Origin of the sequence: Coprococcus sp. LG101-27 (genome assembly GCF_027695515.1) — a bacterium.
Classification (GTDB): domain Bacteria; phylum Bacillota; class Clostridia; order Lachnospirales; family Lachnospiraceae; genus Allocoprococcus; species Allocoprococcus comes.
The window spans coordinates 69397-95225 of the sequence record NZ_JAQEUJ010000009.1; the positions used below are offsets into that span (position 1 = coordinate 69397).

Below are 25829 nucleotides of genomic sequence, written 5' to 3' on the forward strand. Positions count from 1 at the left end.
CTCTATCCATTCTCTTTTTCGCGCAAAGAATAATCACACTTCACCAACGTAAGATTGGGATTGTACATCGGATCTCCTTTTTCCATGATTTCAGACCAGGTCCGGCGTACATAATCAATCTCACACTGATATCTTCTGATCTTTTCCTCATTATCTTCTGCCCCTCTCGATCTGGATTCATAATGATACAGTTTCACATAAGGATCATACACTACAAGATATCCACATCTGCGTACCTTCAGACAAAAATCAACATCATTGAACGCCACTGCAAGTTGCTCCTCAAATCCACCCACTTCTTCATATACAGAACGCTTTACCATCATACATGCTGCGGTCACCGCTGACAAATCCTGCTGAGTACTTGCTTTGTGCATATACCCGGAATAACCTTTTGGAAGTCCCCGGAACATATTACCAGCAATTCCCCGAATCCCAACAATGACTCCAGCATGCTGCACCTGACCATTTGGATAATAAAGCTTTGCTCCGACAATCCCGACTTCTTTTCTCTGGCAGTTCGCAAGCATTTCTCCTAGCCAGTCCTTTCCAATCACTTCTGTATCATTATTCAGAAGTACCAGATATTCTCCATCAGTCTCGCTTACTGCGTAGTTGTTGATCGCCGAATAATTAAATGATCCCTCCCACTTCAGAATCCGGATCCGGTCTGACTCTATTGTTTTATAATAAGCAAATGTTTCCGCTTTTTCGCTGTTATTTTCGATAATTATGATCTCGTAATTCTTATAATCCGATCTGGAAATCGATTGTAGACATTTCTCCAAATCTTTTATATGATCTTTATTGGGAATCAGAATGGAAATCTTTGGATTCCCCTGCATCTTATACCGGACACGATAAAACCCTCTATCCAGTTCCGGTAAAACTTCTGCATGTTCACCACATCTTAGCAGATGTGCTTCTATGGCACGCTGTCCAGCCTCAAATGCATAAGTTTTACTGATTGGATTGTCCGCAGTAGAAACCTGATGTACCCTCCAATGATAAAGAATCCTCGGCACATGCGCCATTATCGTTTTTTCCACACAGCGGAAAACGAGATCGTAATCCTGTGCTCCGTCAAAATCACTTCTTAATCCACCTATTTCTTCAATTAGACTTTTTCTTATCACGCAAAAATGACAAATATAGTTATTGGCTCGCAACAGATCCAGATTAAAATCTGGTTTAAAATGCGGCTGAAAATGTTTTTTCAGATCTGCCGTCACTTTATCTTCATCTGAATAAAGAAGTCCGACCTCCGGATACTCATTCAACTTCTTTACCATCTCGTACAATGCATCCGGCGCAAGCAGATCATCTTGATCCAAAAAACCGATATATGTTCCGGTAGCTTCCTTTATCGCTGCATTTGTATTTTCAGAAATTCCTCTGTTTTCTGAAATACCGATCAGGTGAATCGCTTTTTCTTTGAACTCATCCTCTTCCAGAATTTCTTCCATTCTGTGTCTCTCTTCATCTGAAACAGTCATACATAATTCCCAATTTTTATACGTCTGACGGCATACAGACAGAATCATCTGTCTCAAAAATTCTTCCGGTGCCTGATATACCGGCACGACAATACTGATCAGGGGTGCATACGCAAATACTTCCTGCCTTTGACTTTCCAATTCCTCTTCTGTTCGTCTGTGATTCTCATACCATTTTTCATAATCAATCTTCTGAATACGGATTCTTTCTTTTAATCGTATCAGAAACTCTTTTGGTCCAAAGTACCGCAGATATACGAATCCTTTTTTTACCCGATACAGAGACATTTTATTGAACATCTCCTATCTCCTCTCCACTTTTGCCAGATGATTCAGTCCAAAATCATTATGATCCAGTGTCAGATTCGGACTGTAATATGGATCACCCTTTTTCAGGAAATCTTTCCACCTTGTCTGAAACAGATTTACTTCTCCGTGGAAACGTTCGATTTTCTCTTCCGTATCTTCATATCCTCTTGACTTGGATTCATAATGAATCAGTTCCGCATATGGATCATATACGATCAGATATCCGGCTTTTCGTATTTTCAGGCACAGATCTACATCATTAAATGCCACCGCAAACTTCGAGTCAAATCCTCCAACTTCTTCATACACCCGTTTTTTCATCATCATACAGGCTGCGGTCACCGCACTCAGATCATGGATCACCTGCGCCCTCGCAAAGTATCCCGGCGAATCTCCGTCTATGCCAAGGAATGCATGTCCTGCCACTCCTCCAAGTCCGATGATCACTCCTCCATGCTGAAGCGTTCCATCTTCGTAATACATTCTCGCTCCGACAGCACCTACATCCTCCCGCATACAATAACTCAGCATTTCTTTGATGCAATCACTGCCGATCATTTCTGTATCGTTGTTCAGGAACAGCAGATATTCTCCAGCCGCATGGTCAACTCCATATTGGTTGATTTCCGGATAATTGAACCCTTCTCCTTTCCAGTACAGAACTTTAACTCTGGAATCCTCATACATGATCCTTCTGTAATCTTTAAAAGTTCTTTTTTTCTGGCTGTTATTTTCCACAATAAGGATTTCTATATTCTCATATGTATTTTTCTCCCGGATCGACCGTAGACACTTGATCAGATCATCGGTATGATCTTTGTTCGGAATAATGATTGATATCTTAGGCGTTTGTTTCACCGGATATTTTGTCCGGTACATTCCCGGATACTTCGTTGGAATGACTTCTGCTTCAATTCCCATTCTTCTGTAATGCGCTCTTACCGCTTTTGCACCTGCATCCACAATATAGGATTTATTGTCTGCACTGCCTGCTGTAGATCCTTCGCATGCTCGCCAGTGATATAGGATTTTCGGTATATGCCGGATCTTATCGGTCTTCTCAACACACCGGAGTACAAAATCATAGTCCTGTGCACCATCGTATTCGCCGTTCAACTTTCCTGCCGCCTGATATAATTCCTTTTTAACAACCACCAGATGACAGAAATAATTTGTTGTACAGAGCATATCCAGATTAAAATCCGATTTAAAATGAGGGAAGAAATACTCTTCTCCATCCATTGTAATCTTATCCTCGTCCGTATAAATAAGCTCTGTATCCGGATATTCATTCAGCTCTGCCACACACTCATACAATGCGTCCGGTGTCAGCAGATCGTCATGATCCATAAAAGCGATATAATCTCCTGTTGCCATATCCAGTGCCACATTTGTATTGTCTGAAATATGCAGCTGTTTTTTATTATTCTTCACTTGGATCCGGCTATCCTTCTTTATATACTCTTTCAGAATTTCTGTAATCGGTGAATCTTCCCCACTTCCATCTGAGAGGCAGAGTTCCCAGTTCTGATAGGATTGTCTTCTTACAGAATCCAGCATTTCCCGCAGATATTCTTCTGGTGTCCGATAAAGGGGAACAACAATCGAAATCTTTGGCATCCGGGCAAACTTCTTTCTCTTCTGCTGATACAGCCTGATTTTGGACGGCTCATGTCTTCGCAGCCATTCTTCATACTCAGTACCGTTTTTTCCACTTAATTTGTCACCAACCCTTATAAATGCCGCACGGACTCCAAACTGACGATAATAGATTCTGACTTTGCGAAGATCATCCTGCATTTTCTGGCGTCTCAGTTTTCTTTTAAGATTCATTGTCTCTTCCGCATGCCTTTCATCCTCTTCAAAGCACACTTCTAATTTTCGCGGAACGACTTCCTCATAAAATGCCTTAAATCCGACAATTTCTTCTTTTTTACATTCCGGATACTCCCGCAAAACATCCAGCCGCCGTACTTTTTCTTCTTTCATCTCCAGCTCATTCTGATTCTCATCTAAAAACCGGATTGATGCATTTTTCCTGTTATAATACCATCCCTCGATTGAGAAGCCTTTCTCTTCCATATTCACTTTATCAATACTATTTGCCTGCCATTTTTCCAGTTTTTTCAACTCACTGACTGCAAATGTCTTCATCTTTTCTTCTTTTCCACGGTACGACTGTGCTACCTCCAGTCTGGATGCCTCTCTCCAGTCTTTTGGAAGATGTACCCAGAAAAAAAACTGTTTGGTAATAAGTCTTTTTTTTATCTTGCGGAATTTCATTGGGTGAAGACGAATTCCATCCATTGTATAAAACATTTTCTTACCATCCAGCCGGATCTCAATCCGGTTTCCATCCGGTCTGTTTTCCAGAAAATATCCTGTAATAAGCAATCTGTCTTTTTCTCTTACATGAAATCGACATGCCACAATATAAAAAGCATTTTCCATTTTCAAGTCCTCTCTTCCATACTATCTGGAAAATAACCAGTTCAAAAACTGAAAGAAAACACAGATGTACGATACTAATAACATAAATACACAAAATGTTTCTATATCAAACCGATATGTAACCGTCTTTAAAATTAAAGTTCCTTCACTTTCTTCACTATTTATTTTCAAATTTGTTCCTTCTTCTGATGTCTTTTCTGCATAAAGTGCAAGAAAATCTTTCTCAAACACTACTTTATACGCCTTCCCTCTGCATCTGCTGACCGTATCAAACGAAAATTCATTGAATTTGCCCGTTTTGATTTCTCCTGCCTTCTTCACAGATTTTGCGACAATTCCTCCATTTTCACAATCCTGAAGATAAACTCGAATCTCTGCTTCTGGATCTTCCTGCAAATTCTGACATTTCACCTGAATTCCATCCAGCGAATCTTCCTCACAGATAAACTCCTGTGTTATCTGACTCTGTGATCCGTCCAGCATGATATACTGATCATTTTCAACCGTCCGGTCATAAATCGCATGGGTCTTATGAATATGTCCATAAATAAATGCAATCAGAATCAGTATAATGACTGCTGCCATCTTTTTTATTTTTTTCATTTTTCCCTCTTATTCTGCTTCCTGATATTCCCTGCACAATTCATCCGCGTCTCCGATACTGTGAACCCTGCCATGCTCCAGCCACACGATCCGACTGCACAAATTTCTCACCTGCTCCATATTATGTGAAACAAAAAGAATCGTGGCACCATTTTCCTTCATCCGGTTAATTCTCGCCTCACATTTCTGCTGAAAATGGAAATCTCCTACCGACAATACCTCATCTACGATCAGAATATCCGGCTGCCCAATCGTTGCGACCGCAAATGCAAGCCGTGAAAACATTCCAGATGAAAAATTTTTCACCGGCACATCCATAAATTGCTCCAATTCTGAAAATTCTACGATTTCTTCATAATGCTCCTCCAAATATTCTCTCGTATATCCAAGAAGCGTCCCATTCAGAAATACATTTTCTTTTGCAGTCAGATCAAAATCAAACCCGGCTCCCAACTCAATCAGCGGTGCGATCACACCAGAAGTCTTAACACTGCCGCGGGTTGGCTTCATGACACCTGCAATGATTTTCAACATCGTGCTCTTTCCACTTCCGTTTACACCGATTAGCCCCAGTGTTTCTCCTTTATAGACCTCAAACGACACATCCTGCAATGCCCAGAAATCCTGATAGGTAATTTTTTTCTTTACTCTCTGTATAAAATATTCTTTAAATCCGTCAAATTTCTCTGATGCCAGACAGAATTTGATTGAAACATTCTCTACTTTTACGATTACTTCATTCTCCATTGTTACTCCTACAAATCAAAGATGAATCCGTCCTGATGCTTATAAAAAACCCAGCATCCCACTCCAAGACACAGTACAGCTTCTGCTGCTGTCACCAGAAGCATCACCAGACCTGGAAGTCTGCCATAGATCACAACATTCCGGAACATGATCAGAATACTGGTCAGAGGGTTTATCATTACCAGATGGTATAACCATTCCGGCAGAATCGACATTGGATAGATAACCGGTGTCAGATACATCAGCACTGCCATCAGCACCGAATACAAGTGCAGAACATCCCTGTATTTCACCGCAATCGTCGCCAGAATCAGTCCAATCCCCAGAGCCAGAACCACCAACAAAAAAAGTGGCACAACTGAAAGAAGCATTGTCCAGTGAAGTTCCGCATGCATACCGATCATAATCAGAAATAACGCTGCACAGGATGACATCAGATTGATCAGACTGGAACACACCCTTGACATCACGAATACATATTTCGGTACATACACCTTCTTTATCAGAGATGCACTCCCGATAATTGCTGACATTGCATTTGTCGTAGCGTCATTGAAAAAGTTAAAAATAACCTGCCCACATAACAAATACAACGGAAAATTCTCTATATCAAATTTAAACAGATTTGAGAAAACGATGGATAAAACCGTCATCATAAGAAGAGGATTCAGCAGTGTCCATAAAACCCCCAGTATGGAACGCCGGTATTTCACCTTCACGTCTCTTGAAACCAGTTCTTTTAAAAACGGCTTAAATTTAACAAAATTTTGAATATAAACTGACATATTTTCTTCCCCTTTAAATTATAATTATATTATTTTTTCAGTCTTTATTCAATCAAATCGCTTACACTTATTATTGATTTTCTCTATTTCTTTTATTGTTTTACTGAATAAGTAAAGGAGTCTGCATAAAGCAGACTCCCTAACGGATATCCTTATATATTTTTGCAATCTCTTCTGCCGGAACACCATCCCGATACATGGCTCTCAGCCGGTTCATAAGCCACATTACTTTCAGCTTTTCGATTGTATTTCCGACGAATCTTCTGTCTGAAGTATAGATCCTATGTCTTGTCATCCCAAGCGGAATCCCTCTTTCTTTGAGTGTCAGTGAAAACTGATAATCCTCCAGAATCGGCATCTCCGGAAATTTTCCCACTTCAAAGAACAACTTCCGGTCAATGAAAATCCCCTGGTCTCCAAACATTACTTTTCTGTCTTTAATCCTGTGATTGGAGATCACCCTGCAGGTGAACATAAAAAAGTTATATGAATGAAATGCAATTCCAAAACACCCTGCCCGGTATTTTTTCATTACAGTCTCAATCTCTTCTAATGCTGTAGCTGGAACTTCACTGTCGCAGTGCAGGAAAAAAAGTACATCTCCACTGCTTTCTTCCGCTCCCTTGTTCATCTGCTTTGCCCTTCCTTTCGGGGACTGAATTACCGGATACCGGTCCTTCAAAAGTGCCAGTGTTCCATCCGTGCTTCCCCCGTCTACAAACAGAATCTCACATCTTTCATTCAGCGGCTCCAGTGTCTTCATCAGCCTTTCAATTGTCGATTCTTCATTGTATGTTGGTATAATAATTGATATTTTCATCTCTACTTCACGGTTTCAATTTCTACGTTCATCCAGGTATCATACAGATTTCTCCGGAACTCGTCCGCATCTCTGATCACCGGGATCTTGAGAGTGCAGTTCTTTTTCGTTTCATCCTCTGCCAGAATCAGTCTTCCCTTTGTAAGCTTTTCTGTTGACAGCTGCATGTCCACTCTCTGTATCTCAAAAAGTTCCGGATGCATCATGTAAGCCGCAGCAATCGCATCCCAGTTATAATATCCGGGAATTCCATATTCATCCCAGTTATTGTCAAACCAGTAATCCGTCTCATTCTTAATCAGCCTTACAACTCCCTTACTCAGATCCGAAAGCTCTCTTTCATACTCTTCTCTTGTAAAAAGTACCTTCAGGCAATTATTGCCCGTAATAACCGCAACATCCGTTCCACTGGTAAGTGTCGTATAAGTTGCCAGCGGATCACAGGAGAAATTAAGTTCATCCATTTCCCGCTTTGCAAAGATCAGTGGTTCTGTTGTTCCTCCCATCAATACGATACTCTTCACCTGATGAAAAAACTCAGGATTGTGTTTCCAGGCTCCATAAAGATTTGTCACGGAACCCGTCACCAGAATTTCCAGCTCCCCGGCATATTTTTCTGCCATCTCGGCAAGATAATGTGCCGCTTCCCCTTCGGTTTCTCCCGGTGCCGCTCCACCTTTGTAAACACGCAACTCGTCATGCCCAATTTTCTTTACAAACTTCTTTGTATTTTCGTAAACCTTCTCCAGCGTATTGTTCCCATAAGTTGTCGTCACTCCCAGAACCTCTGCTTCCGGATCCCCCAGAAGATACAGCAGTGCCAGTCCATCATCTACATCACACCCGTTAATTCCAAACGTACAGTCACAATCATGAATTATTTTTCGCATACCATTCTCCTTTTATCACTTCTGAAACAAAATCCCCTGTCTTTCATCAATTTTGATGCCAACCAGTTCTCCTGTTTTTACCCCCAGTTTCATCCAGTCACGGTGAAGTAGCCATACTGTCAGCTTTCCATCTACATACTTCAACAGGATTTCTGCTGTTTCCCCCTCAAACATAACTTCTTCAATCTGATACATTCTTTCCGTCTCATCTACAGTCAGCGTGATCGCCGATGGTCGGACCATCAGCTCATACTCTCCTTCTGCTTTCTGCGTCTCAAATGAAACTGCCCGGCTTACGAATCTGCCATTCTCCACTTTCCCCAAAATATAATTTGTCTGTCCCATATAATCTGCCACCGCTCTGGACTCTGGATGGTAAAATATCCTCTCCGGCTTATCATACTGAAGCACTTCTCCAGCTTTCATCAGAGCGATCCGGTCAGACACCTTCATTGCTTCTTCTTTATCATGCGTGACCATAACGACCGTAAGCTCCATCTCATGATGCAGCTTTCTTACCAGATCTGCCATCTCGCACCGCAGATTCTCATCTAGGCTTGAAAATGGTTCATCAAGAAGAAGAATTTTCGGATCTGCCGCAAGCGCTCTTGCCAGCGCGACCCTCTGACGCTGTCCACCGGACATTTCCTGGATCTTACGCTTCTCAAATCCTTCCAGCTGAACAACTTTTAACAGTTCTCCTACCCGCGCCTGCTTATCTTTTTTCGGGATTTTTTTCAGATCCATCGAAAAACTGATATTCTGTTCTACTGTCATATGCGGAAACAGTCTGAGATCCTGAAAAACAATCACGGTTCCTCTTTTTTCCGGTGCAAGATTTGTAATCGATGTGTCATCGATCCGGATATCCCCTTCCTGCGTTTCAAGAAGACCTGCAATGCTTTTTAACAGTGTTGTCTTTCCGCAGCCTGAGGCGCCAAGAAGCGAAATAAATTCTCCCGTTCTAATCTCCAGATTTATATTCTTCAGTATTCTTATCTTTTGTAAATCTACACAAAGTTCTTTAATTGTAAGACTCATGTGCTCCTCCTGCCTAATAATATTCTACTTCCTGTGCCTTTGTAAAACGTCCCACGATCCATTCCAGTATTCCAAACACCAGAAGCATGAACACCAGGAATATCACACTGTAAATGCTGGCAAAATTACGTTCTCCGCTTCCGAGATATGGAACCATGACGATCGCAAATGTTTTGACATTTCCCCCGCCGATCATCAACGTCAGGAAATACTGACTGAATGAAACAACAAATGCCATCGAAAACGCAGAAAGCATGACCGGAAACAGATTCGGAAGTGTCACTTTAAAAAACGCCTGAAGCGCACCAGCCCCCAGAACTCTTGCCTGCTCCTCCAGCTTTACCCCCATTGCTCTTGTTCCATCCTGCATCAGTGTCACTGCATATGGAAGAGAGCAGATCAGATGGACAATAATAACCCCCAGAACAGTTCCGCTAAGTCCACACTTAATAAATGTAATCTGAACCCCCATCGCAAACACGGTTCCCGGAACAAGAAACGGAAGCATCGACATAAATGAAAACAGCCGCTTTCCAAAAAAGTCATAGCATTCCAGCGCCCTCGCCGTCATTGTTCCGATCACAACCGACAGGAACGCGACCGAAGCCGATATGAAAAGACTGGACATACAAAGTCGCACAAGCTGCTGCCTGTTTCTCAGTATTCCATTCACCGCTCTCATCGAAAATTTCTGCGGGATAAGTGACGGCCATGCCCATCTCTCTGTCCCTACCCAGACAAGGATCGTAAGAATTGGTACAATCACCAGGAAAATAAAAATGCCTATGATCAGACCTTCCCAGATGTTCTTTTTTCTTTTCATCTTCCTGTTCCTCCTAACCTGCCAGCTTCTTCGTGCTCCGGCGAAGTAATATGTAATATAAAACTGCTGCAATCAGAGAGATCACGATCAGGATTCCATTGATCGCCATCGCATACGGTCGCGCCCGCAGATCCGGCTTGGTATATTCCAGATAAGCCAGAACCGGCAGCGCCTTTGGTGTCGTTGCTCCAAGTATGAACGGCAGCTCATATGCTCCAAGTGTAAATACAAAGATGATCAGGAAACCACTGAGCACTGTATTCATACATAAAGGAAGCGTTACTTTCATGAAGGTCTGAAGTTTATTCGCTCCAAGATTGGTCGCTGCTTCTCCAAGACTGCCATTGATATTCGCCATCAGAGCAATCACAAAATAGATTATGAATGGAATTTCCTTCCACAGATAGGCAAGAATTACACCAAGTCCATATCTGTCATAGATCAGCATCGGAAACTGCTGCTGATCCGTAATCAGTCCTGCATTTGCAAGGATTCTCGCAAGGATTCCATTTTGCGAAAGAATATTTACAATAAAGAGTGCCACAACAACATGGGGAACAATGATCGGAATCTGAACAATCCGCATAATGATTCCGCGCACTTTTCCGGCACTCACCAGAACTGCACACAGAAATGTTCCTGTTACTGTGGCAAGAAAAGCCGACATAAATGCAATGTACAGACTATATTTTAATGACTGCAAAAGATCCGGTCTTATCAGTACCTCCTTATAATATTTCAGCGTCGGTTCCGTTAACCCAAAAGCTGGAATCACCCCTAAACTTTGGATGATTCCAGTTCCCAGACCAATAATAAAAACTACGCCTAATATAAGTTGCGGCACCAACAGTATATAAGGTGTCATTTTTTTCTTCATTTTATTTTCCTACTACTTCCTCTGCCCAGATCTCTTCGATGATCGGTACAAGTGCGGAAGGCATTTCCGGAAGACGTTTTGATAAAAGTTCATCCTGAGAGATTGCTCCCTTACCGATTTCAACTTTATCAAATGCTTCTTTCTGTGTATTGTTTAATTTGTTGTAATCTACAACCGGAATGGTACGGATCTCTGTGAAACGATCTGCCTGTACTTCCGGATCCATCATCTCGTTGATTGCTACCTGGGCTCCTGCTACGTTTCCTGAATTTGCTGCAATTGCAATGTAATTTGTATTTCCAATTGTTCCTTTATCGAACTGGAAGGATTGAGATGTTTCTGTGTAAGTACCATTTTCAATATTGGTAGCTGTTGAATATGCACTGTAAGAGATATCCATTACAACTTCTCCGTCAGAGTACATATTGGTCAGTGCCGTAGAATCCTTCGGGAAAGTCTTTCCTTCATTCCACAGGTATGGATTCAGTTCACGCAGATATTCAAGAGCTGGCTCAATTGCTGCTTTTACAGTCTCTTTATCAGCTTCCATATCCATGAACTGTTCATATCCGCAGATATCGTAAATCACATTACGAACAAATGCACTTCCTGTAAAGTCAGGTAATGCAGGATAAGCTACTTTTCCTTTGTTCGCTTTGCAGAACTCCATGAACTCATCTGTGTTTGTCGGAAGATCCGGTGTTACTGCTGTATCTGCGATCATAACAAGCTGTGCTTTTCCGTATGGAGCTTCATATCCCTCAATCGGAAAGCAGAAGTCTGCATTTGTCTCTTCATCATCTGTATCAATATAAGACTGGAAGTTCGGAAGTTCTTCTGCAAACGGTCCGTAAAGCATGTTGTTTTCTTTACAGGTCTTGAAGTTTTCTCCATTAATCCAGATCATATCGATATCGCCATCTTTTTTATCTGTTGAAATTTCACCGGAAAGCTGACTTAAAATCGCATCAATATCCATCGGTACACGTTCCAGTGTGATGTCATATTTTTCTTTCAGACGCGGTGCATAGTAGTTATCAAGCCAGTCATTTAAGCTATCATCTCCGCCCCATCCGTAAAATGTAACGGTTGTACCCTTGGCTGCATCCACCATTTCATCGAAGCTCATATCCTCTACGGCTTCGGTTGTCTGCTTGGTTTCTTTGTTGTCTGCTTTTTCTGTCTTTGCGCTGTTTCCACATGCTGTTAAGGAAAACGCCATCACAGTACTTAAAAGCAGCGCTGCAATTCTCTTTTTCATTAAAATTTTCCTCCTTCATTTTCTCCGTCCTTCATTATAACAAATTATTAACAAAAAGCACGCTGTTTTTCATTCCTGCTTTGTTGTTGCCCCTCAACACTTCGTTTAGCTATTGTATTTTTCTATATACTTATAGAATTTTTCTACCGATGATTCCATTGCTCTGTCCTTCAGCGTAAGAAGACCGATTTCCCAGATCATATCATCTTCTGCGAAAGGAATCATGACCAGCCCCTCTGTATTCATATCTTCATGGACAAAGTCAATCGTCACAGAAATCCCTCTCTTCAGCCGGCACATTTTATAGCAGAGATCAAATCCATTTGTCTCAAATACAATATCCGGTTCAAATCCCCGGTTCCAGCATCTGCTCTGAATAAACTCATTGAGTTTAAAACTGCTGTTTTCAAGATAAAGAGGCTCGCCTTCCAGATCCAGAATAGTTGCTTCTCTTTTTTTCGCCAGAGAATGTCCTTCATAGACCAGAAGCCCCAGACTGCATTTTTTTAAACTTTTCATATCAAAACAATCTCCTGCAAATGGTCCGATCGACAATGCCACATTCCCTTCTTTGTCAAGCAGCATTTTCTCTACGATCCGATCCGGATATTCCATATAAGAAAATGTCACATTCGGATATTTCTTCTGAAATTCCAGAATACAGTCTGGCGTCAGGTAACGTAGGATATCATAGGCAACCAGAAGTTCTACTGTCCCTTCCTCACTCGCACGTATCATATCAATTTCTTTTTTCAATTTGTCATATTCGCTAAGAACCGTATTCGCATAATCATACAGCCTCTGTCCACTCTCTGTCAGTTCTATCCCGGAGGCAACCCTGTCAAGCAACGTACATTCCAGTTCATTTTCCAGATTTTTCAGTACACGGCTGAGTCCCTGTGGTGACATAAAAAGCTCTTTTGAAGCCCTCGCAAGACTTCCTCTTTGACAAATCATCCGAAATTCCTCTAATTCTTTAATCGTCATTCTTTTCCCACGACTCCCCTATTTAAATTTACATTTTGCCCGATTCAAAATAGGTGTTTTCCCAAGAGGTACCTTTTCATCGATTCCCATAATAAGCGGTAGCAAATGCTTTGCATCTTCATATCCTCTCCTTCTGAAACTACAGATGCACGAAGCGCAATATGTATAAAGTTCCGGCTCCCTCGATGCTTTTACACGGTCTGTCAGTGCCTGTGCCACATCCGCTTCTTTTCCAGCTGCGCATCCACCAAGCCCGCAACACTGTACATCTCTGAATGCATCTTCTACCTTTCCGACAAGGAATGGCTTCATATCATATTCAAACTTTCTGTCTTTCCGGTCCGGACATGGATAATACATTGGAATCCTTTCTTTTTGATAAATATTTCCAATTTTAAGCTCTGCCATTTTTTCGTAAACACTGATAATCTCCGCATCCAGTCGTCCTTTTAAAAAATAATAGCAGTTCGGACATGCCATGATCACCTGTTCTACTCCTGACTCTTTTAATTTCCAGTTGATTCGCTCAATGATCCCCGCTGCCTCTGAAACAAGTCCCAGTTCTTCAATCGGTTTCCCACAACAGTCATATACAACTCCCACATCATATTTTGCGAATTCTTCCACCAACTTATCTGTCGTTTTCGGAAAAAAAGACGGAAAATTACATCCCGTAAAAAAAACTGCTTTCTTTTTTGAATGGCGGTAATTTGCAAATTTATACGGATTCTTTTCTAAGAGCAGTCCGTCATATGAATTATCAAGAAGCTTCCCACCTCCGTCTTCAACCAATTTTCTCCGACTGTCAAGTGCAATCTCTTTTCCATCAATTCCTTTTGGACAGACACACCCGCAGGTTCCACACAAGAAACAATGATATGCCAGCTCCGGTTTTTCTTTTAATACCGGCAGATCAATTCCGTATTTTTCCAGAAACAGACAACTTCTGGTACATTTTCCACAATGGATACATGCATCCAAATCCCACTTATTCATAATTTTTATCCAGCTTTCCTTTCAGTCCCAGTTCCAGATAATCAATCGTAATTGGACAGTTACAAATTGCTCCCTTTTCAATATCCTCATACAGGTGGTACAAATCTCCCTTATCATCCACATCATAATACATCTGACCTACCGCCGTAGAGAGCTTCTCATTTCTCATGTGCTGTAAGGTATCATAAATAACTGTATTCGTTCCGTATCGTTCAATTTTCCATATAGAATCATATTCTTTTTTCATTCCGATCAGATAGTACCCTCCATCAAATGTAGGATGAATCACAATATCTTTTCCCCCAAGATTATCAAATGCATTTTTCAGTGTTTCCGGATGAATCTGCGGAATATCTGTCCCGATCAGAATTACTTTCTCATACCCCATTCTCAGTACGATTCCAATCGCATTCTTCATCCTTTCACCAAGATCATCACCAAATTGTGGAAGACATACTGTCTCATTATCAAGAACTTGCTGTAGCAGCTTCTTTTCATCCTTTGGTGTAAAAAACACGAAAATATCCGCATCCACCTGCTTTGCTTTTTCATATATATCCTTTACAAAGCAGGCATGTAGACGCGCGCACTCTTCCCCAGTTAGAAAAGGCATCAGCCTGGTCTTTGTCTGTCCTGGTATCGGCACCCTCGTAAATAAAATAAGTGCATCTTTCATCTATAATATTTCCTCCAACATTTCAATCACACTTTCCACTACTTTAGGACAAAAATCCAGCATTCTGCCACTCGAAAGTGCTTCTTCAAGCTGTTCCGGAAGCGATACATCATAGCCTAATAACTCTTTGCAACTGTTTGTTGCAAACTTTTCCAGAAACAATGCTCTAAATTCTGCATATTTGTTCATCATTTCTTCTTTTTGCCGAAGCAGAGTATTCACATCCCAGTGTCCATATTTTAATCCAACAGCCATGATTGCTCCGGTAAATGCACCGCATATATCCCCATGCATCATTCCACCTCCAAAACAAGCCGAGACTTTATTCGCCATCTCTTCCGTAATCCCAAGTCTCTCTGCGAAATAAGACAGAACGACCTGAGAGCAATCATATCCTTTTATAAATTTTTCCCGAATCATACTTTCTTCTATCATTTTTCTCTCTCCTTTGTCATCTTACATCACTTTTTCATTCTAACATCAAACCAGTCCTATTTCTATAGATTGTCTTATCGTATTTAACTATAATTTGCTTGTCTTATTTATAAATCAAATAATTCGTGCCTTTTACAAAAAAATCCCTCATCTGCGGTTTCCCGCAAATGAAGGATTTCTTTTACTTTATTCAATTCTTACAGTAATCCACCGATTGATAAGAATAACGGTGCAAATACAAGTGAAACAATTGTCATAAGTTTGATCAGGATGTTGATAGACGGTCCTGATGTATCCTTGAACGGATCACCTACTGTATCACCAACAACTGCTGCTTTGTGAGCTTCGCTTCCTTTTCCGCCATGATGTCCTGTTTCGATGTATTTCTTAGCATTATCCCATGCTCCACCAGCGTTGGACATGAAGATTGCCATAAGTACACCTGTAACAAGTGCTCCGGAAAGTAATCCACCGAGGGATTCCACACCAAGAACGATACCAACGATCAGCGGTACTACGACTGCCATCACACCCGGAAGCAGCATTTCGTGAAGAGCTGCTGTGGTAGAGATTGCAACGCATGATGTATAATCCGGTTTTTCTTCACCTTTCATAATGCCCGGTTTTTCACGGAACTGGCGTCTTACTTCTTCGATCATCTTGTATGCAGCCTTTGATACAGACTCCATAGTAAATGCTGAGAAGAGGAATGTAAGCATACCACCGATAAAGATACCGATGATTACTCTGTAGTCAAGAAGGTTGATTGCTTCAAGACCAACTGCCTGTGCATAAGATACGAAAAGTGCAAGTGCGGTAAGGGCTGCTGATCCGATCGCGAATCCCTTACCCATAGCTGCAGTTGTATTTCCTACTGAGTCAAGCTTATCTGTGATTTCACGAACAGATTCATCCAATCCTGACATTTCTGCGATACCACCTGCATTGTCTGCGATCGGTCCGTATGCATCAACGGCAACTGTGATACCTGTTGTAGAAAGCATACCTACTGCTGCAAGTGCGATTCCGTAAAGTCCTGCAACTGAGTAAGATACAAAAATACCTACACAGATCAGGAGAAGCGGGATTGCTGTAGATTTCATTCCTACTGCAAGACCACTGATGATTGTAGTAGCTGCACCAGTCTCTGACTGTTCTCCGATTCCCTGAACCGGTTTGTAGTCTGCTGATGTGTAGTACTCTGTGATGTTACCGATGATCACACCAACAACCAGACCTGCGATAACGGCAATTGCCGCACTCATCTTTCCGAAGAGTACATTACTCAGTACAAGTGCTACAACAATAACTACGATAGAAGCTGCATAGCTTCCCTTTGTGAGAGCTTTCTGTGGATTCGAATTCTCATCACCTTTTACAAAGAAGGTTCCGATGATAGAAGCAATCAGACCACATCCTGCGATCGCAAGCGGATAAAGAACTCCGGATACAGCTCCTGCTGCTGCTCCAAGAGTCAGTGCTGATACAAGTGAACCAACATAAGATTCAAAAAGGTCAGCTCCCATACCTGCAACGTCACCTACGTTATCACCTACATTGTCAGCGATAACAGCCGGGTTACGCGGATCATCTTCCGGGATACCTGCTTCTACTTTACCAACAAGGTCTGCACCAACGTCTGCTGCTTTGGTGTAGATACCACCACCAACACGGGCGAACAGTGCGATTGAAGATGCACCAAGGCTGAATCCTGAAAGCACATCTACGTTCTTTGTAACAATGTACACAAGGCTTACGCCAAGTGCTCCAAGACCTGCTACGCACATTCCCATAACGGCCCCGCCAGAAAAAGCAATTGATAATGCTTTATTCATTCCGCTTTCTTTTGCTGCGTTAGCAGTTCTTACGTTCGCTTTTGTAGCGACTGTCATACCACAGTATCCTGCAACTGTTGAGAAAAGTGCTCCAATTACAAAGCATACTGCTGTTACCCAGCTGATACCAAATCCGATCAGTACAAAAAGCACTACTACAAAAATGACCAGAATCTTGTATTCAGCCATGAGGAAAGCTCTTGCGCCCTCCGCGATTGCGCCTGCAATCTCTTTCATGCGGTCCGTACCTGCATCCTGTTTTCCTACTTTACCAGCAAGATATGCTGCAAATAATAAAGCAATAACAGCTGCAATCGGGACCAGATACATGTAATTATTCATTTCTTGTTCCTCCCTGAATTATTGTACCTCTAAAGACAATATCATAAAAAGAACAAGAATGCAAAACAATTTTTTAAATTTTCAATAAGTTTTATTTTGTTTATCTATAAGTGTGGTCTTTCTCTATGTTTTTAATTTGTATCTCACCGTCCACATTCCATTGGGATTTACACAATATCAAGATATGTTTTTTTCCGAGGTGCCGGAAAAGCAGCATCTAATCTGGCATATTCCTCCACTGTCAAATGAACCTTTCCCGCCTCCAAGTTCTGCAGTACATGTTCTGCCTTTCCACTTCTTGGAATGGCAATCACATTTTCCTTATACAAAACGAATGCCAGAAGCACCTGCATTGGTGTAATTCCATGAATCCGCGCTACTTCCTTCACTGCACTGCTTTGCAGAAGATCTTTCTGCAGATCACCTGCCTGCGCCAGCGGACAGTATGCCATAAGTGGCACATTGTGTTCTTTCAGCCACGGAAGAAGATCGAATTCTACTCCTCTGGAGCCCAGATGATACAGCACCTGATTCACCACGCAATGATTTCCATTCGGCACTGAAAACAATTCTTCCATATCGTCTGTATCAAAATTCGATACTCCCCAGCTACGGATCTTTCCTTCTTTCACAAGCTGTTCCATGCATTCTACCGTTTCCTCAAGTGGAATCCCTCCTCTCCAGTGTAAAAGATACAAATCCAGATAATCTGTCTGTAGATTTTTCAGTGTCTGCTGCAGACTTTTGAAAATTTTTCTTCTTCCGGCATTATGCGGATATACCTTCGATACAAGAAATAACCTGCTGCGGTCATACCCTTGGATTGCTCGTCCGATCAACTGCTCTGATCTTCCATCTCCATACATTTCCGCTGTATCGATCAATCGTATTCCCGCATCAATTCCTGCTCTGAGTGCCGCTGTCTCTTCCGCGTCTTTGCTCCTATTTTCTCCAAGAAACCAGGTTCCCATTCCAAGTCTTGGCATTTCCATTCCATTACTCAGTTTTATCTCCTTTTTATTCATGATTTCCACTCCCTGCATTTTGTTTTTCTGTTCCTTACTGCCTGTTTTTACTATACTGATGTAACCGGATTGCTCCATTGCTATGCAATTCCCGCAATCCTCGAACACCTCATATTATAGGAAAAATCCCACTTTTTGCAAATGTTATAAGGGACATATTTTTATGTTTATTTATTCTTTTTATTATTTCTTATAACATTCTTTTTTCCTTCAATCCATGATACACTGGATTTATCATAAAATAAATTCAATGATAAGGAGATTAGAAATTATGAAAGTTGTAGTTGCAATTGATTCATTTAAAGGAAGTCTCACTTCGATTGAAGCCGGAATGGCTGCAAAGGAAGGAATCTTAAAAGCACACCCGGATGCGAATGTTGTCGTAAAACCACTTGCAGATGGTGGTGAAGGCACCACAGATGCCCTGATTGCAGGACTTGGTGGTGAGCGTATTGATCTTACAGTGACTGGTCCTCTTGGTACTCCGGTAAATGCACATTACGGATATCTGGCAGAAAAAAATACTGCCATCCTCGAAATGGCTGCCGCTGCCGGAATTATCCTGGTAAGAGAATCTGAAAAAAATCCACTTACTGTAACCACTTACGGTGTCGGTGAAATGATCGCAGATGCCATGGAACGCGGTATCCGCAATTTCATTATTGGAATTGGAGGAAGCGCAACAAATGATGGTGGAATTGGAATGCTTAAGGCACTTGGCTATCAATTTTCTGATGAAAATGGACAGGATGTCGGCGAAGGCGGACAGGCGCTTGAACGGGTATCTTCTATTATAATAGAAAAAGCTAACCCAATTCTCAAAGAATGCAGTTTTCATATTGCCTGTGATGTAACTAATCCACTTTGCGGAAAGAACGGAGCTACCTATATTTATGGTCCACAAAAAGGTGTCACACCGGAAATAGCAGAAGAACTGGATCAGGCAATGAATCATTATGCTTCTGTTACCTCCAAATTTCTTCATAATGATTATGCATCTGCAGAAGGTGCCGGTGCTGCAGGTGGTCTTGGCTTTGCATTTCTCAGTTATTTAAATGCTACGCTGACTCCTGGAATCGATCTGATTCTTAACGCTGTCGAACTGGAAAAAGAATTAGAAGACACAGATATCACTGTTACCGGCGAGGGACGCCTCGATCACCAGACCGCTATGGGAAAAGCTCCTGTCGGTGTGGCAAGACTTGCAAAAAAATACGGCTCCAAAGTCGTTGCTTTTGCCGGAAGCGTCACCCCGGAAGCAACAGCCTGCAATGCGGCCGGAATCGATGCATTCTTCCCGATCGTCCGTGGAATCACAACACTAGCCGAAGCAATGGATCCCAAAAATGCAAAATCAAATATGGCAGCAGCTGTAGAACAGGTATTCCGTCTGTTATAGTTTTAATATTATTTACAAATTTCAGAGAGTGTTTTTGTATAGTTTTTACAGAAATACTCTCTTTTCTTTATGATTTTCTTCTTTTCCTACACTGACCATCAACAACACAACGATCTACGACCTGACAGATCTTCATTTCAACATGATATTTTTCTGTCAATCTATACTTTTTCAGCAATTGTTTTATTTCATATTTTGAAATCTTTCATTCATATATTGCATTTTTGTGAATCATATACATTTTCCAGTTCTTCTTTTATGCAATCTTCCCCTTGTACCTTTCCACCTTGTTCCTCTCTCCAAATAATGCTACAATTCTTAAATAAGTGGTAATGATACCGTTCTCTTTATCCTGTTAAATACTGGATAAGCATCTGCATCATTCCCGCAACTTCTTTTCCAGAATCGGAGGATGTTTAAAATGAAGTTAGACAAATCACTTGCCTTTCAGGTAGTAAACACGATCAAAGACACCTGCGGACAGGATATCAATTTTATCGATAAGCAGGGAATGATTTTTGCAAGTACCAACGCCGACCGGATTGGTACGTTTCATGCCATCGGTCACAAAGCCGCCCAGACAGAACAGACAATCGAAGTTTTTTCAGATGATGATTTTCCCGGAACACAAAAAGGGATCAATATGCCACTCTATTATCACGGCAGTTTTCTTGCAGTGATCGGAATTACCGGAGAACCGGACCAGGTCCGCCAGTACGTCCATCTTGCCGACCGGATTACCCATCTGCTGATCCGTGAAAAAGAGCTGAACCGACTGAGCCGCTCTCTGGAAGATAAAAAACACTTTGTTATCGATGCCCTGATCCGGAATGAGATTGCTGATCCGGATTATCTGGACACCTGCCTTTCAGATCTTCAGGTAAATCCAGGGACAAAGAAACGGCTTCTGATCATCCAGTCATCACCGGATGGACACAACAACTCTTCTTCCCTTGAACAGAAGATCATCGGACTTTTCGGCACGCTTGGTATTACTCTTTATACCTTTTATTATCCAAATGAATATCTTGCCGTGCTGGAAAACTCCGGCAAAGCCGCTCTCTATCAGATACTGGCTGATTTTACCGCAGACTGTGGAGCTTTGCTCTCCATTGCAGTCGGAAAGAAATGTCAGCTTTTCCAGCTTTCTCTTTCTTACCAGTCTGCACTCACTGCGCTGAAATACTGCCGGAGTTCGGAAAACGGGATTGCTTTTTTCGATGATATGACACTGGAAATTCTGCTCTCTTCCATCTCGGAGCAGGAAAAAAATGCTTATCTGCAAAAAACGATCTCTGCACTTTCTGATGAAGAAAAAAATCTGCTTCAGACTTACTTTGAAGCAAATATGTCTCTTCTCGGAACCAGCCAGAAGCTGTTTCTTCACAAAAACACAGTGCAGTACAAGCTGAATCATATTTATCAGAAATGCGGGCTGAATCCGCGTGTTTTCAAGGATGCGGTGCTTTTATATCTTGCCTTGCAGTTGTGATATTTTTAAATCCCAGACACGGATTCCTGTGCACACATCTTCCATATCCGTGTACAGGTTTGTCCATATAAGAAAATATTCTTGACAGATAAGTTTACTTACAGATTTTCGTCAAAAAACAGGACAGCCTTTCCTTCATCCTCCGCCAGAGCGTCGTCGTACTGATCCCCAGCTCTTTTGCCGCAAGGTTCCGGTTTCCGTGGCACCTTTCCAGAATTTCTGACAGATCAATACTCCCTGGCTGCCGATTATTTCAATTGTATTTAACAATATGCCTTTTTTGCTTCGTCCATTCTCTGGAAAAATTCACTGTAAAATTCTTCCGTCTGATACGGAGTAAGGTAAAATCTCTGCAGTACATCCATGCTGACCGCTTTTGCGCTCTCCGGGTGTGCTGCAATGAATTCCTGTAACTGAATCAGTAATCCATGCCATCTGGCAATATACGTTTCATACTTTTTCAGATCCGGTGTATCAAGCCATTTTTTGACCTTTACTTTCGCCCGGTTCTCTTTCTGACATTCATGTACCTGAAGAAAATAGCGGAAACCATTTTCCTCATAATATCTTCCAAGCGGGAAAAGCCTGCAGATTCCCGGACGAAATGGATGAATCCCACATCTTCCTTCCTCAGTCAGAAAACCACAGCCATCTTCCGCTCCTGCCATCTTCAGATTCGGCAAAATGATTCCGTCTACCACATTCAGTTCAATCTTTCCTGCAAGCAAAGTCTCAAAAGCCGCTCCTGTTCCCCTGCAAATCCGGACAATATCCAGCGGATCCAGCACAATCGAGCTTCCCATCCCCGTACAACAGGCGTGGCATCCCTCACAATCGCCACAGTCTGCTTTTACCAGATCATTGCTGGTATATAATTTTCCATCTGAAATTTCTTCCATTGTCACCTGTCTTTTCATATCAATCTCCTTTCCTATACTCCTTCCAGTGTAAACGGTGGAATAAAGCTCTCCTTTGCCGTATCCCCTTCCTGTATAAACGCCTGCATCACACCAAGCGAGATCGCATAGTCCACCAGTTTCTCATACGCATACTCTGGCACTTTCCGGTTCAGCTCCGGATATTTTACCGCATCCAGACTCTCCAGTGGCGTATACTGGCTCATCAGGCTCATATAAATCCGGTTTCCATAAGTTTCATGCAAATATTTCACCACTCTTTTTCCATCCGCAAGACATCCCGGCAAAAGCAGATGACGCACGATCACGCCACGCTTCATCATTCCGCGCTCATCAAATACCGGCTCTCCTGTCTGTCTTACCATCTCGGCAAGAGCCGCCTTCGCAATCTCCGGATAATCCTCCGCCATCGAATATTTTTTCGCATGATCTGTATTTAAATATTTGAAATCCGGCAGGTAAATATCCACCAGACCATCCAGCATTTTCAAAGTTTCCACTCTCTCGTAACCGCCTGTATTATAAACAACCGGCAAATACATCCCCTGCTCCTTCGCACTCTGAAGCGCCCGGATGATCTGTGGCACAAAATGCGTCGGCGTCACAAGATTGATATTATTCGCACCTTTCCCCTGCAGTTCCAGAAAGATCTCCGCCAGCCGCTCTTCTGAGATCACTTTGCCAACCTTGCTTCCCGCAATCTCATGGTTCTGACAGAACACACATCTTAAGGTACATCCCGTAAAAAAGACCGTCCCTGATCCTTCCTTTCCAGAAATACAGGGCTCCTCCCACATATGAAGCGCCGCTCTCGCCGCCCGGATCTCCCCTGTCTCTCCGCAAAAACCTGTCTTTCCATTCTCCCTGTCCGCCCCACACATCCGCGGACATAATGTACAGCCACTCATCCTATCGCTTAACCTCTCATCTATCCCTGATTCATTCCTATCAGTATACCGCACTTTTTGAAAAATAGCCACCCAAGTTTTCCTCTTCCAGAGATTGAAAATTCTTTTCCCATCTGCTACAATAAAGTGCAGACAGGCATTTTGCCTCAAGTTTGGAGGAATATACAATGAGTAAAATTGATGAAGTAAGAAGCGCTATGGTCGCAGCCATGAAAGCAAAGGATAAGGACACAAAAGAGACATTATCTGCTCTTCTTGCAGCCCTTAAGAACAAAGCCATCGACAAACGTGCCGATCTTACCGAAGAAGAAGAAGTTCAGGTTATCTTAAAAGAGATCAAACAGACAAAAGAAACTCTGGAGATGACTCCTGCTGATCGTACAGACATTATTGAAGAATGCGAGAAACGTATCGCTGTTCTTGAACAGTATGCTCCGAAGATGATGGACGAAGCTGAGATCAAAGAAGTGATCGCAGGTGTCCTTTCCGGTCTTGGAATTGATGCTCCGACACCAAAGGATAAAGGACGTATCATGAAAGAACTGATGCCGAAAGTAAAAGGAAAAGCTGACGGAAAGCTTGTGAATGATATTCTCACAGGAATGATGGCTTAATAGCAGATATTATGAATGCAGGGTTCCGGATTGGTTCCCTGCATTTATATATAGTCGAATATACTCTGTATTGCGTCTGTTACATTAATTACATCTGCCATTTTTACACGATCTATTATTTTATACCCCCTGACTCTCAAGTCTAACATTTTCATTTGTTCACATTGGATATAACCTTTATTTTCATCCATTTCAACATAAATGTGAAGTGGGCTTTCTGTACTCTCTCCTAATATTGGACAGCCAATTATTTCTCCCGACTGATTAAAAAAATTTTTACTTGCAACAAATACAGGATCCTTAATTTTTTCCACTTTTAAAACATCCCCCTGCTGTATCTCCATTTTCTACCACACCTCTCTTCCTTCCGGCTTATCCCATTCGTATTCTCCATCAAGATTTAACTTACCACCAAACTTTTCAGCTCTTTCTTCTAATTTTTGATGCCTGAAGGTCTTAACAAGCATAATCATACCATCCGATACTTTTACTTCCAGCATATCATTTATTTCTACATTGGCCTCTTGTAAAATATCTTTTGGAAGTCTGATTCCCTGACTATTTCCCCATGCTTTTACCTGTGTTTGCATAAAATTCACCTCCATATAATGTATATACTTAGTATATACATTATTCTGAAAATAATCAAATAATTTTCTCTCCTAATCACACTCTTCCTCAAAATATGTTATAATTCATAAGCATCAGTCTTTTACAAAATCACAATTACCAAAAGGGGATTTACTTACTATGAATAAAAAAGAAGTTACTGAAATCAAAAAACAGTTCACCCCATCCAACTGTGCGATCACCCGCATCTGCGGATGCTATGTAGATGGTGAAAAAGAGAAAAAAACGGAGATGAAAGATGCTTTCCTTTCTCTTCCGGAAGAGGAAATGTTCAAGTATTTTGATATTTTCAGAAAGTCCTTGTCCGGTACGATCGGAAAAAATCTTCTGAATATGGAATTTCCTCTGGAGACCGAATCGGAAGGTGGTACACAGGAATTTCTTCTCAAATTAAGAAACAGCCGGCTTACTGACGACGCTCTTCTGGAAGAATTCTATAATCGCGTCATCGATTCCTATGATTATGCCGAGAACTATCTGATCCTGCTGGTCCATGCAGCCTACGATATTCCGGGAAAATCAACGGACGGAAGTGAAATGTTCGATGCATCCGATGAAGTCTATGATTACATCATGTGTACCTTCTGTCCGGTCAAGCTTTCCAAGCCAGGACTCAGTTATCATGCAGAAGAGAACAGCTTCCATGAGCGTATCCGTGACTGGATCGTAGAGATGCCGGATGCCGGTTTCCTCTTCCCTGCTTTTAATGACCGCAGCACCGATATTCACAATCTACTTTATTATTCAAAAAATGCAGAGAATCTCGGAAACGGTCTGACCGATCTGCTTCTTGGATGTGTTCCGCCACTCACCGCCGGAGATCAGAAAGAAACTTTCCGTACACTGATCGAAGAAACGCTCGGAGATGACTGCGACTACGATACGGTCAAAAATATCCACGAAAACTTGAATGAAATGATTGAACAGAATTCTGAAAATCCGGAACCACTCGCCCTTGACAAAGCAGAAGTTAAATACCTCCTTGCAAAAAGCGGTGTCGAAGAAGAAAAGTTGGAAACATTCGATACGCAGTACGATTCCGCTGCCGGCGAGCACGGTACACTCCTTGCCTCCAATATTGCAAGCCTCAAAAAATTCGAGATTAAAACTCCGGACATCACCATTCAGATAAACCCGGAATGCGCAGATCTTGTAGAAACACGTATTATCGATGGTCAGAAATGCCTGGTCATTGTCGTTGACGACCGCGTTGAGATCAACGGAATCAGTGCAAAGACTGCCGTATCCGGAGGACTTCCAAAGTCTTCTACCCCTGATGAATCTGATGAATCCAAAAGCGATACATCCGAAAATGAAATGGATGTTCCATTCTAAATGCCTTACATATTATACGAAAGACATTTTTATTGAATGTCTTTCGTAATATTTCCTAATTTCTTTTCAGTTTTACAATGTATACGAAAAATGCAGGTAATCCTCTCGACTACCTGCATTATTCTATACGCATTT

Annotated in this window: 25 protein-coding genes and 1 pseudogene; 4 read left to right on the top strand and 22 right to left on the bottom strand. The window is 41.8% G+C overall.

What is annotated here, in order from left to right:
- Nucleotides 1–2 precede the first annotated feature (2 nt).
- The 17 genes and pseudogenes from PG766_RS08380 to PG766_RS08460 form a co-directional block, all read right to left on the bottom strand.
- On the bottom strand, nt 3–1796 hold the full coding sequence (locus PG766_RS08380) for a glycosyltransferase family 2 protein (RefSeq protein WP_118199001.1): 1794 nt from the start codon (nt 1794–1796) through the stop codon (nt 3–5).
- 3 nt (nt 1797–1799) lie between these two features.
- Entirely contained in the window at nt 1800–4256 is a 2457-nt protein-coding gene (locus PG766_RS08385) for a glycosyltransferase family 2 protein (RefSeq protein WP_118199000.1), read from the bottom strand.
- Nucleotides 4257–4277: 21 nt separating this feature from the next.
- Complete coding sequence (locus PG766_RS08390) at nt 4278–4859, bottom strand: hypothetical protein (protein ID WP_117822980.1); 582 nt, start codon at nt 4857–4859, stop codon at nt 4278–4280.
- Nucleotides 4860–4868: 9 nt separating this feature from the next.
- On the bottom strand, nt 4869–5606 hold the full coding sequence (locus PG766_RS08395; RefSeq protein WP_117834316.1) for an ABC transporter ATP-binding protein: 738 nt from the start codon (nt 5604–5606) through the stop codon (nt 4869–4871).
- 8 nt (nt 5607–5614) lie between these two features.
- Entirely contained in the window at nt 5615–6391 is a 777-nt protein-coding gene (locus PG766_RS08400; protein WP_118198999.1) for an ABC transporter permease, read from the bottom strand.
- 139 nt (nt 6392–6530) lie between these two features.
- Nucleotides 6531–7208 (bottom strand): annotated as a pseudogene (locus PG766_RS08405) (TIGR04283 family arsenosugar biosynthesis glycosyltransferase); the annotation flags it as partial.
- Between the two features lie 5 nt (nt 7209–7213).
- Entirely contained in the window at nt 7214–8101 is an 888-nt protein-coding gene (locus PG766_RS08410) for a nucleoside hydrolase (RefSeq protein ID WP_117834322.1), read from the bottom strand.
- Nucleotides 8102–8116: 15 nt separating this feature from the next.
- Entirely contained in the window at nt 8117–9142 is a 1026-nt protein-coding gene (locus tag PG766_RS08415; RefSeq protein ID WP_118198997.1) for an ABC transporter ATP-binding protein, read from the bottom strand.
- Between the two features lie 13 nt (nt 9143–9155).
- Nucleotides 9156–9965 (bottom strand): ABC transporter permease, encoded by an 810-nt coding sequence (locus PG766_RS08420; protein ID WP_118198996.1) that lies wholly within the window; start codon nt 9963–9965, stop codon nt 9156–9158.
- Nucleotides 9966–9978: 13 nt separating this feature from the next.
- The gene (locus PG766_RS08425; protein WP_118198995.1) at nt 9979–10842 is read right to left on the bottom strand and encodes an ABC transporter permease; all 864 of its coding nucleotides are present in this window, start codon (nt 10840–10842) and stop codon (nt 9979–9981) included.
- A gap of 1 nt (nt 10843) precedes the next feature.
- The gene (locus tag PG766_RS08430) at nt 10844–12103 is read right to left on the bottom strand and encodes an ABC transporter substrate-binding protein (RefSeq protein WP_118198994.1); all 1260 of its coding nucleotides are present in this window, start codon (nt 12101–12103) and stop codon (nt 10844–10846) included.
- A 105-nt stretch (nt 12104–12208) separates the two neighbouring features.
- Entirely contained in the window at nt 12209–13090 is an 882-nt protein-coding gene (locus tag PG766_RS08435) for a LysR family transcriptional regulator (protein WP_117555897.1), read from the bottom strand.
- Between the two features lie 18 nt (nt 13091–13108).
- Nucleotides 13109–14086, bottom strand: a complete 978-nt coding sequence (locus PG766_RS08440; protein ID WP_022221076.1) for a (Fe-S)-binding protein — start codon at nt 14084–14086, stop codon at nt 13109–13111.
- Nucleotides 14079–14762, bottom strand: a complete 684-nt coding sequence (locus tag PG766_RS08445; RefSeq protein WP_022221077.1) for a TIGR04282 family arsenosugar biosynthesis glycosyltransferase — start codon at nt 14760–14762, stop codon at nt 14079–14081. Before PG766_RS08445 ends, PG766_RS08440 begins: the two co-directional genes overlap by 8 nt.
- Entirely contained in the window at nt 14763–15197 is a 435-nt protein-coding gene (locus PG766_RS08450) for a C-GCAxxG-C-C family protein (protein ID WP_182438617.1), read from the bottom strand.
- 197 nt (nt 15198–15394) lie between these two features.
- Nucleotides 15395–17374, bottom strand: a complete 1980-nt coding sequence (locus tag PG766_RS08455; RefSeq protein ID WP_022221079.1) for a sodium-translocating pyrophosphatase — start codon at nt 17372–17374, stop codon at nt 15395–15397.
- A 167-nt stretch (nt 17375–17541) separates the two neighbouring features.
- Nucleotides 17542–18399 carry an aldo/keto reductase gene (locus tag PG766_RS08460; protein WP_118199034.1) on the bottom strand — a complete coding sequence of 286 codons (858 nt, stop codon included), beginning with the start codon at nt 18397–18399 and terminating at the stop codon, nt 17542–17544.
- A gap of 271 nt (nt 18400–18670) precedes the next feature.
- Here PG766_RS08460 and PG766_RS08465 point away from each other — a divergent pair, with 271 nt between their 5' ends.
- Both PG766_RS08465 and PG766_RS08470 read left to right on the top strand, forming a co-directional pair.
- The gene (locus PG766_RS08465) at nt 18671–19798 is read left to right on the top strand and encodes a glycerate kinase family protein (protein WP_118198993.1); all 1128 of its coding nucleotides are present in this window, start codon (nt 18671–18673) and stop codon (nt 19796–19798) included.
- Nucleotides 19799–20219: 421 nt separating this feature from the next.
- A complete protein-coding gene (locus tag PG766_RS08470; protein ID WP_330428623.1) occupies nt 20220–21290 on the top strand; it encodes a CdaR family transcriptional regulator in 1071 nt (356 codons plus the stop codon).
- Between the two features lie 94 nt (nt 21291–21384).
- On the opposite strand, the gene PG766_RS17105 is transcribed toward PG766_RS08470, so the two are convergent.
- From PG766_RS17105 to PG766_RS08485, 3 genes are read right to left on the bottom strand one after another with little or no spacing between them, the layout of a single operon-like run.
- Complete coding sequence (locus PG766_RS17105) at nt 21385–21522, bottom strand: helix-turn-helix domain-containing protein (RefSeq protein ID WP_118199033.1); 138 nt, start codon at nt 21520–21522, stop codon at nt 21385–21387.
- Between the two features lie 31 nt (nt 21523–21553).
- Nucleotides 21554–22207, bottom strand: coding sequence for a YkgJ family cysteine cluster protein (locus PG766_RS08480; RefSeq protein WP_022221085.1), 654 nt, complete (start codon nt 22205–22207; stop codon nt 21554–21556).
- Between the two features lie 14 nt (nt 22208–22221).
- Entirely contained in the window at nt 22222–23115 is an 894-nt protein-coding gene (locus PG766_RS08485) for a radical SAM protein (RefSeq protein ID WP_173686679.1), read from the bottom strand.
- A gap of 167 nt (nt 23116–23282) precedes the next feature.
- Between PG766_RS08485 and PG766_RS08490 the strand changes: the two genes are divergently transcribed.
- Nucleotides 23283–23729 (top strand): GatB/YqeY domain-containing protein, encoded by a 447-nt coding sequence (locus PG766_RS08490; protein WP_008369771.1) that lies wholly within the window; start codon nt 23283–23285, stop codon nt 23727–23729.
- Between the two features lie 44 nt (nt 23730–23773).
- On the opposite strand, the gene PG766_RS08495 is transcribed toward PG766_RS08490, so the two are convergent.
- Entirely contained in the window at nt 23774–24073 is a 300-nt protein-coding gene (locus PG766_RS08495) for a type II toxin-antitoxin system PemK/MazF family toxin (protein WP_055158410.1), read from the bottom strand.
- Between the two features lie 3 nt (nt 24074–24076).
- Nucleotides 24077–24319 (bottom strand): AbrB/MazE/SpoVT family DNA-binding domain-containing protein, encoded by a 243-nt coding sequence (locus PG766_RS08500; RefSeq protein WP_044998617.1) that lies wholly within the window; start codon nt 24317–24319, stop codon nt 24077–24079.
- A 160-nt stretch (nt 24320–24479) separates the two neighbouring features.
- Here PG766_RS08500 and PG766_RS08505 point away from each other — a divergent pair, with 160 nt between their 5' ends.
- A complete protein-coding gene (locus tag PG766_RS08505) occupies nt 24480–25694 on the top strand; it encodes a DUF4317 domain-containing protein (RefSeq protein ID WP_118198990.1) in 1215 nt (404 codons plus the stop codon).
- The last annotated feature ends 135 nt before the right edge of the window (nt 25695–25829 follow it).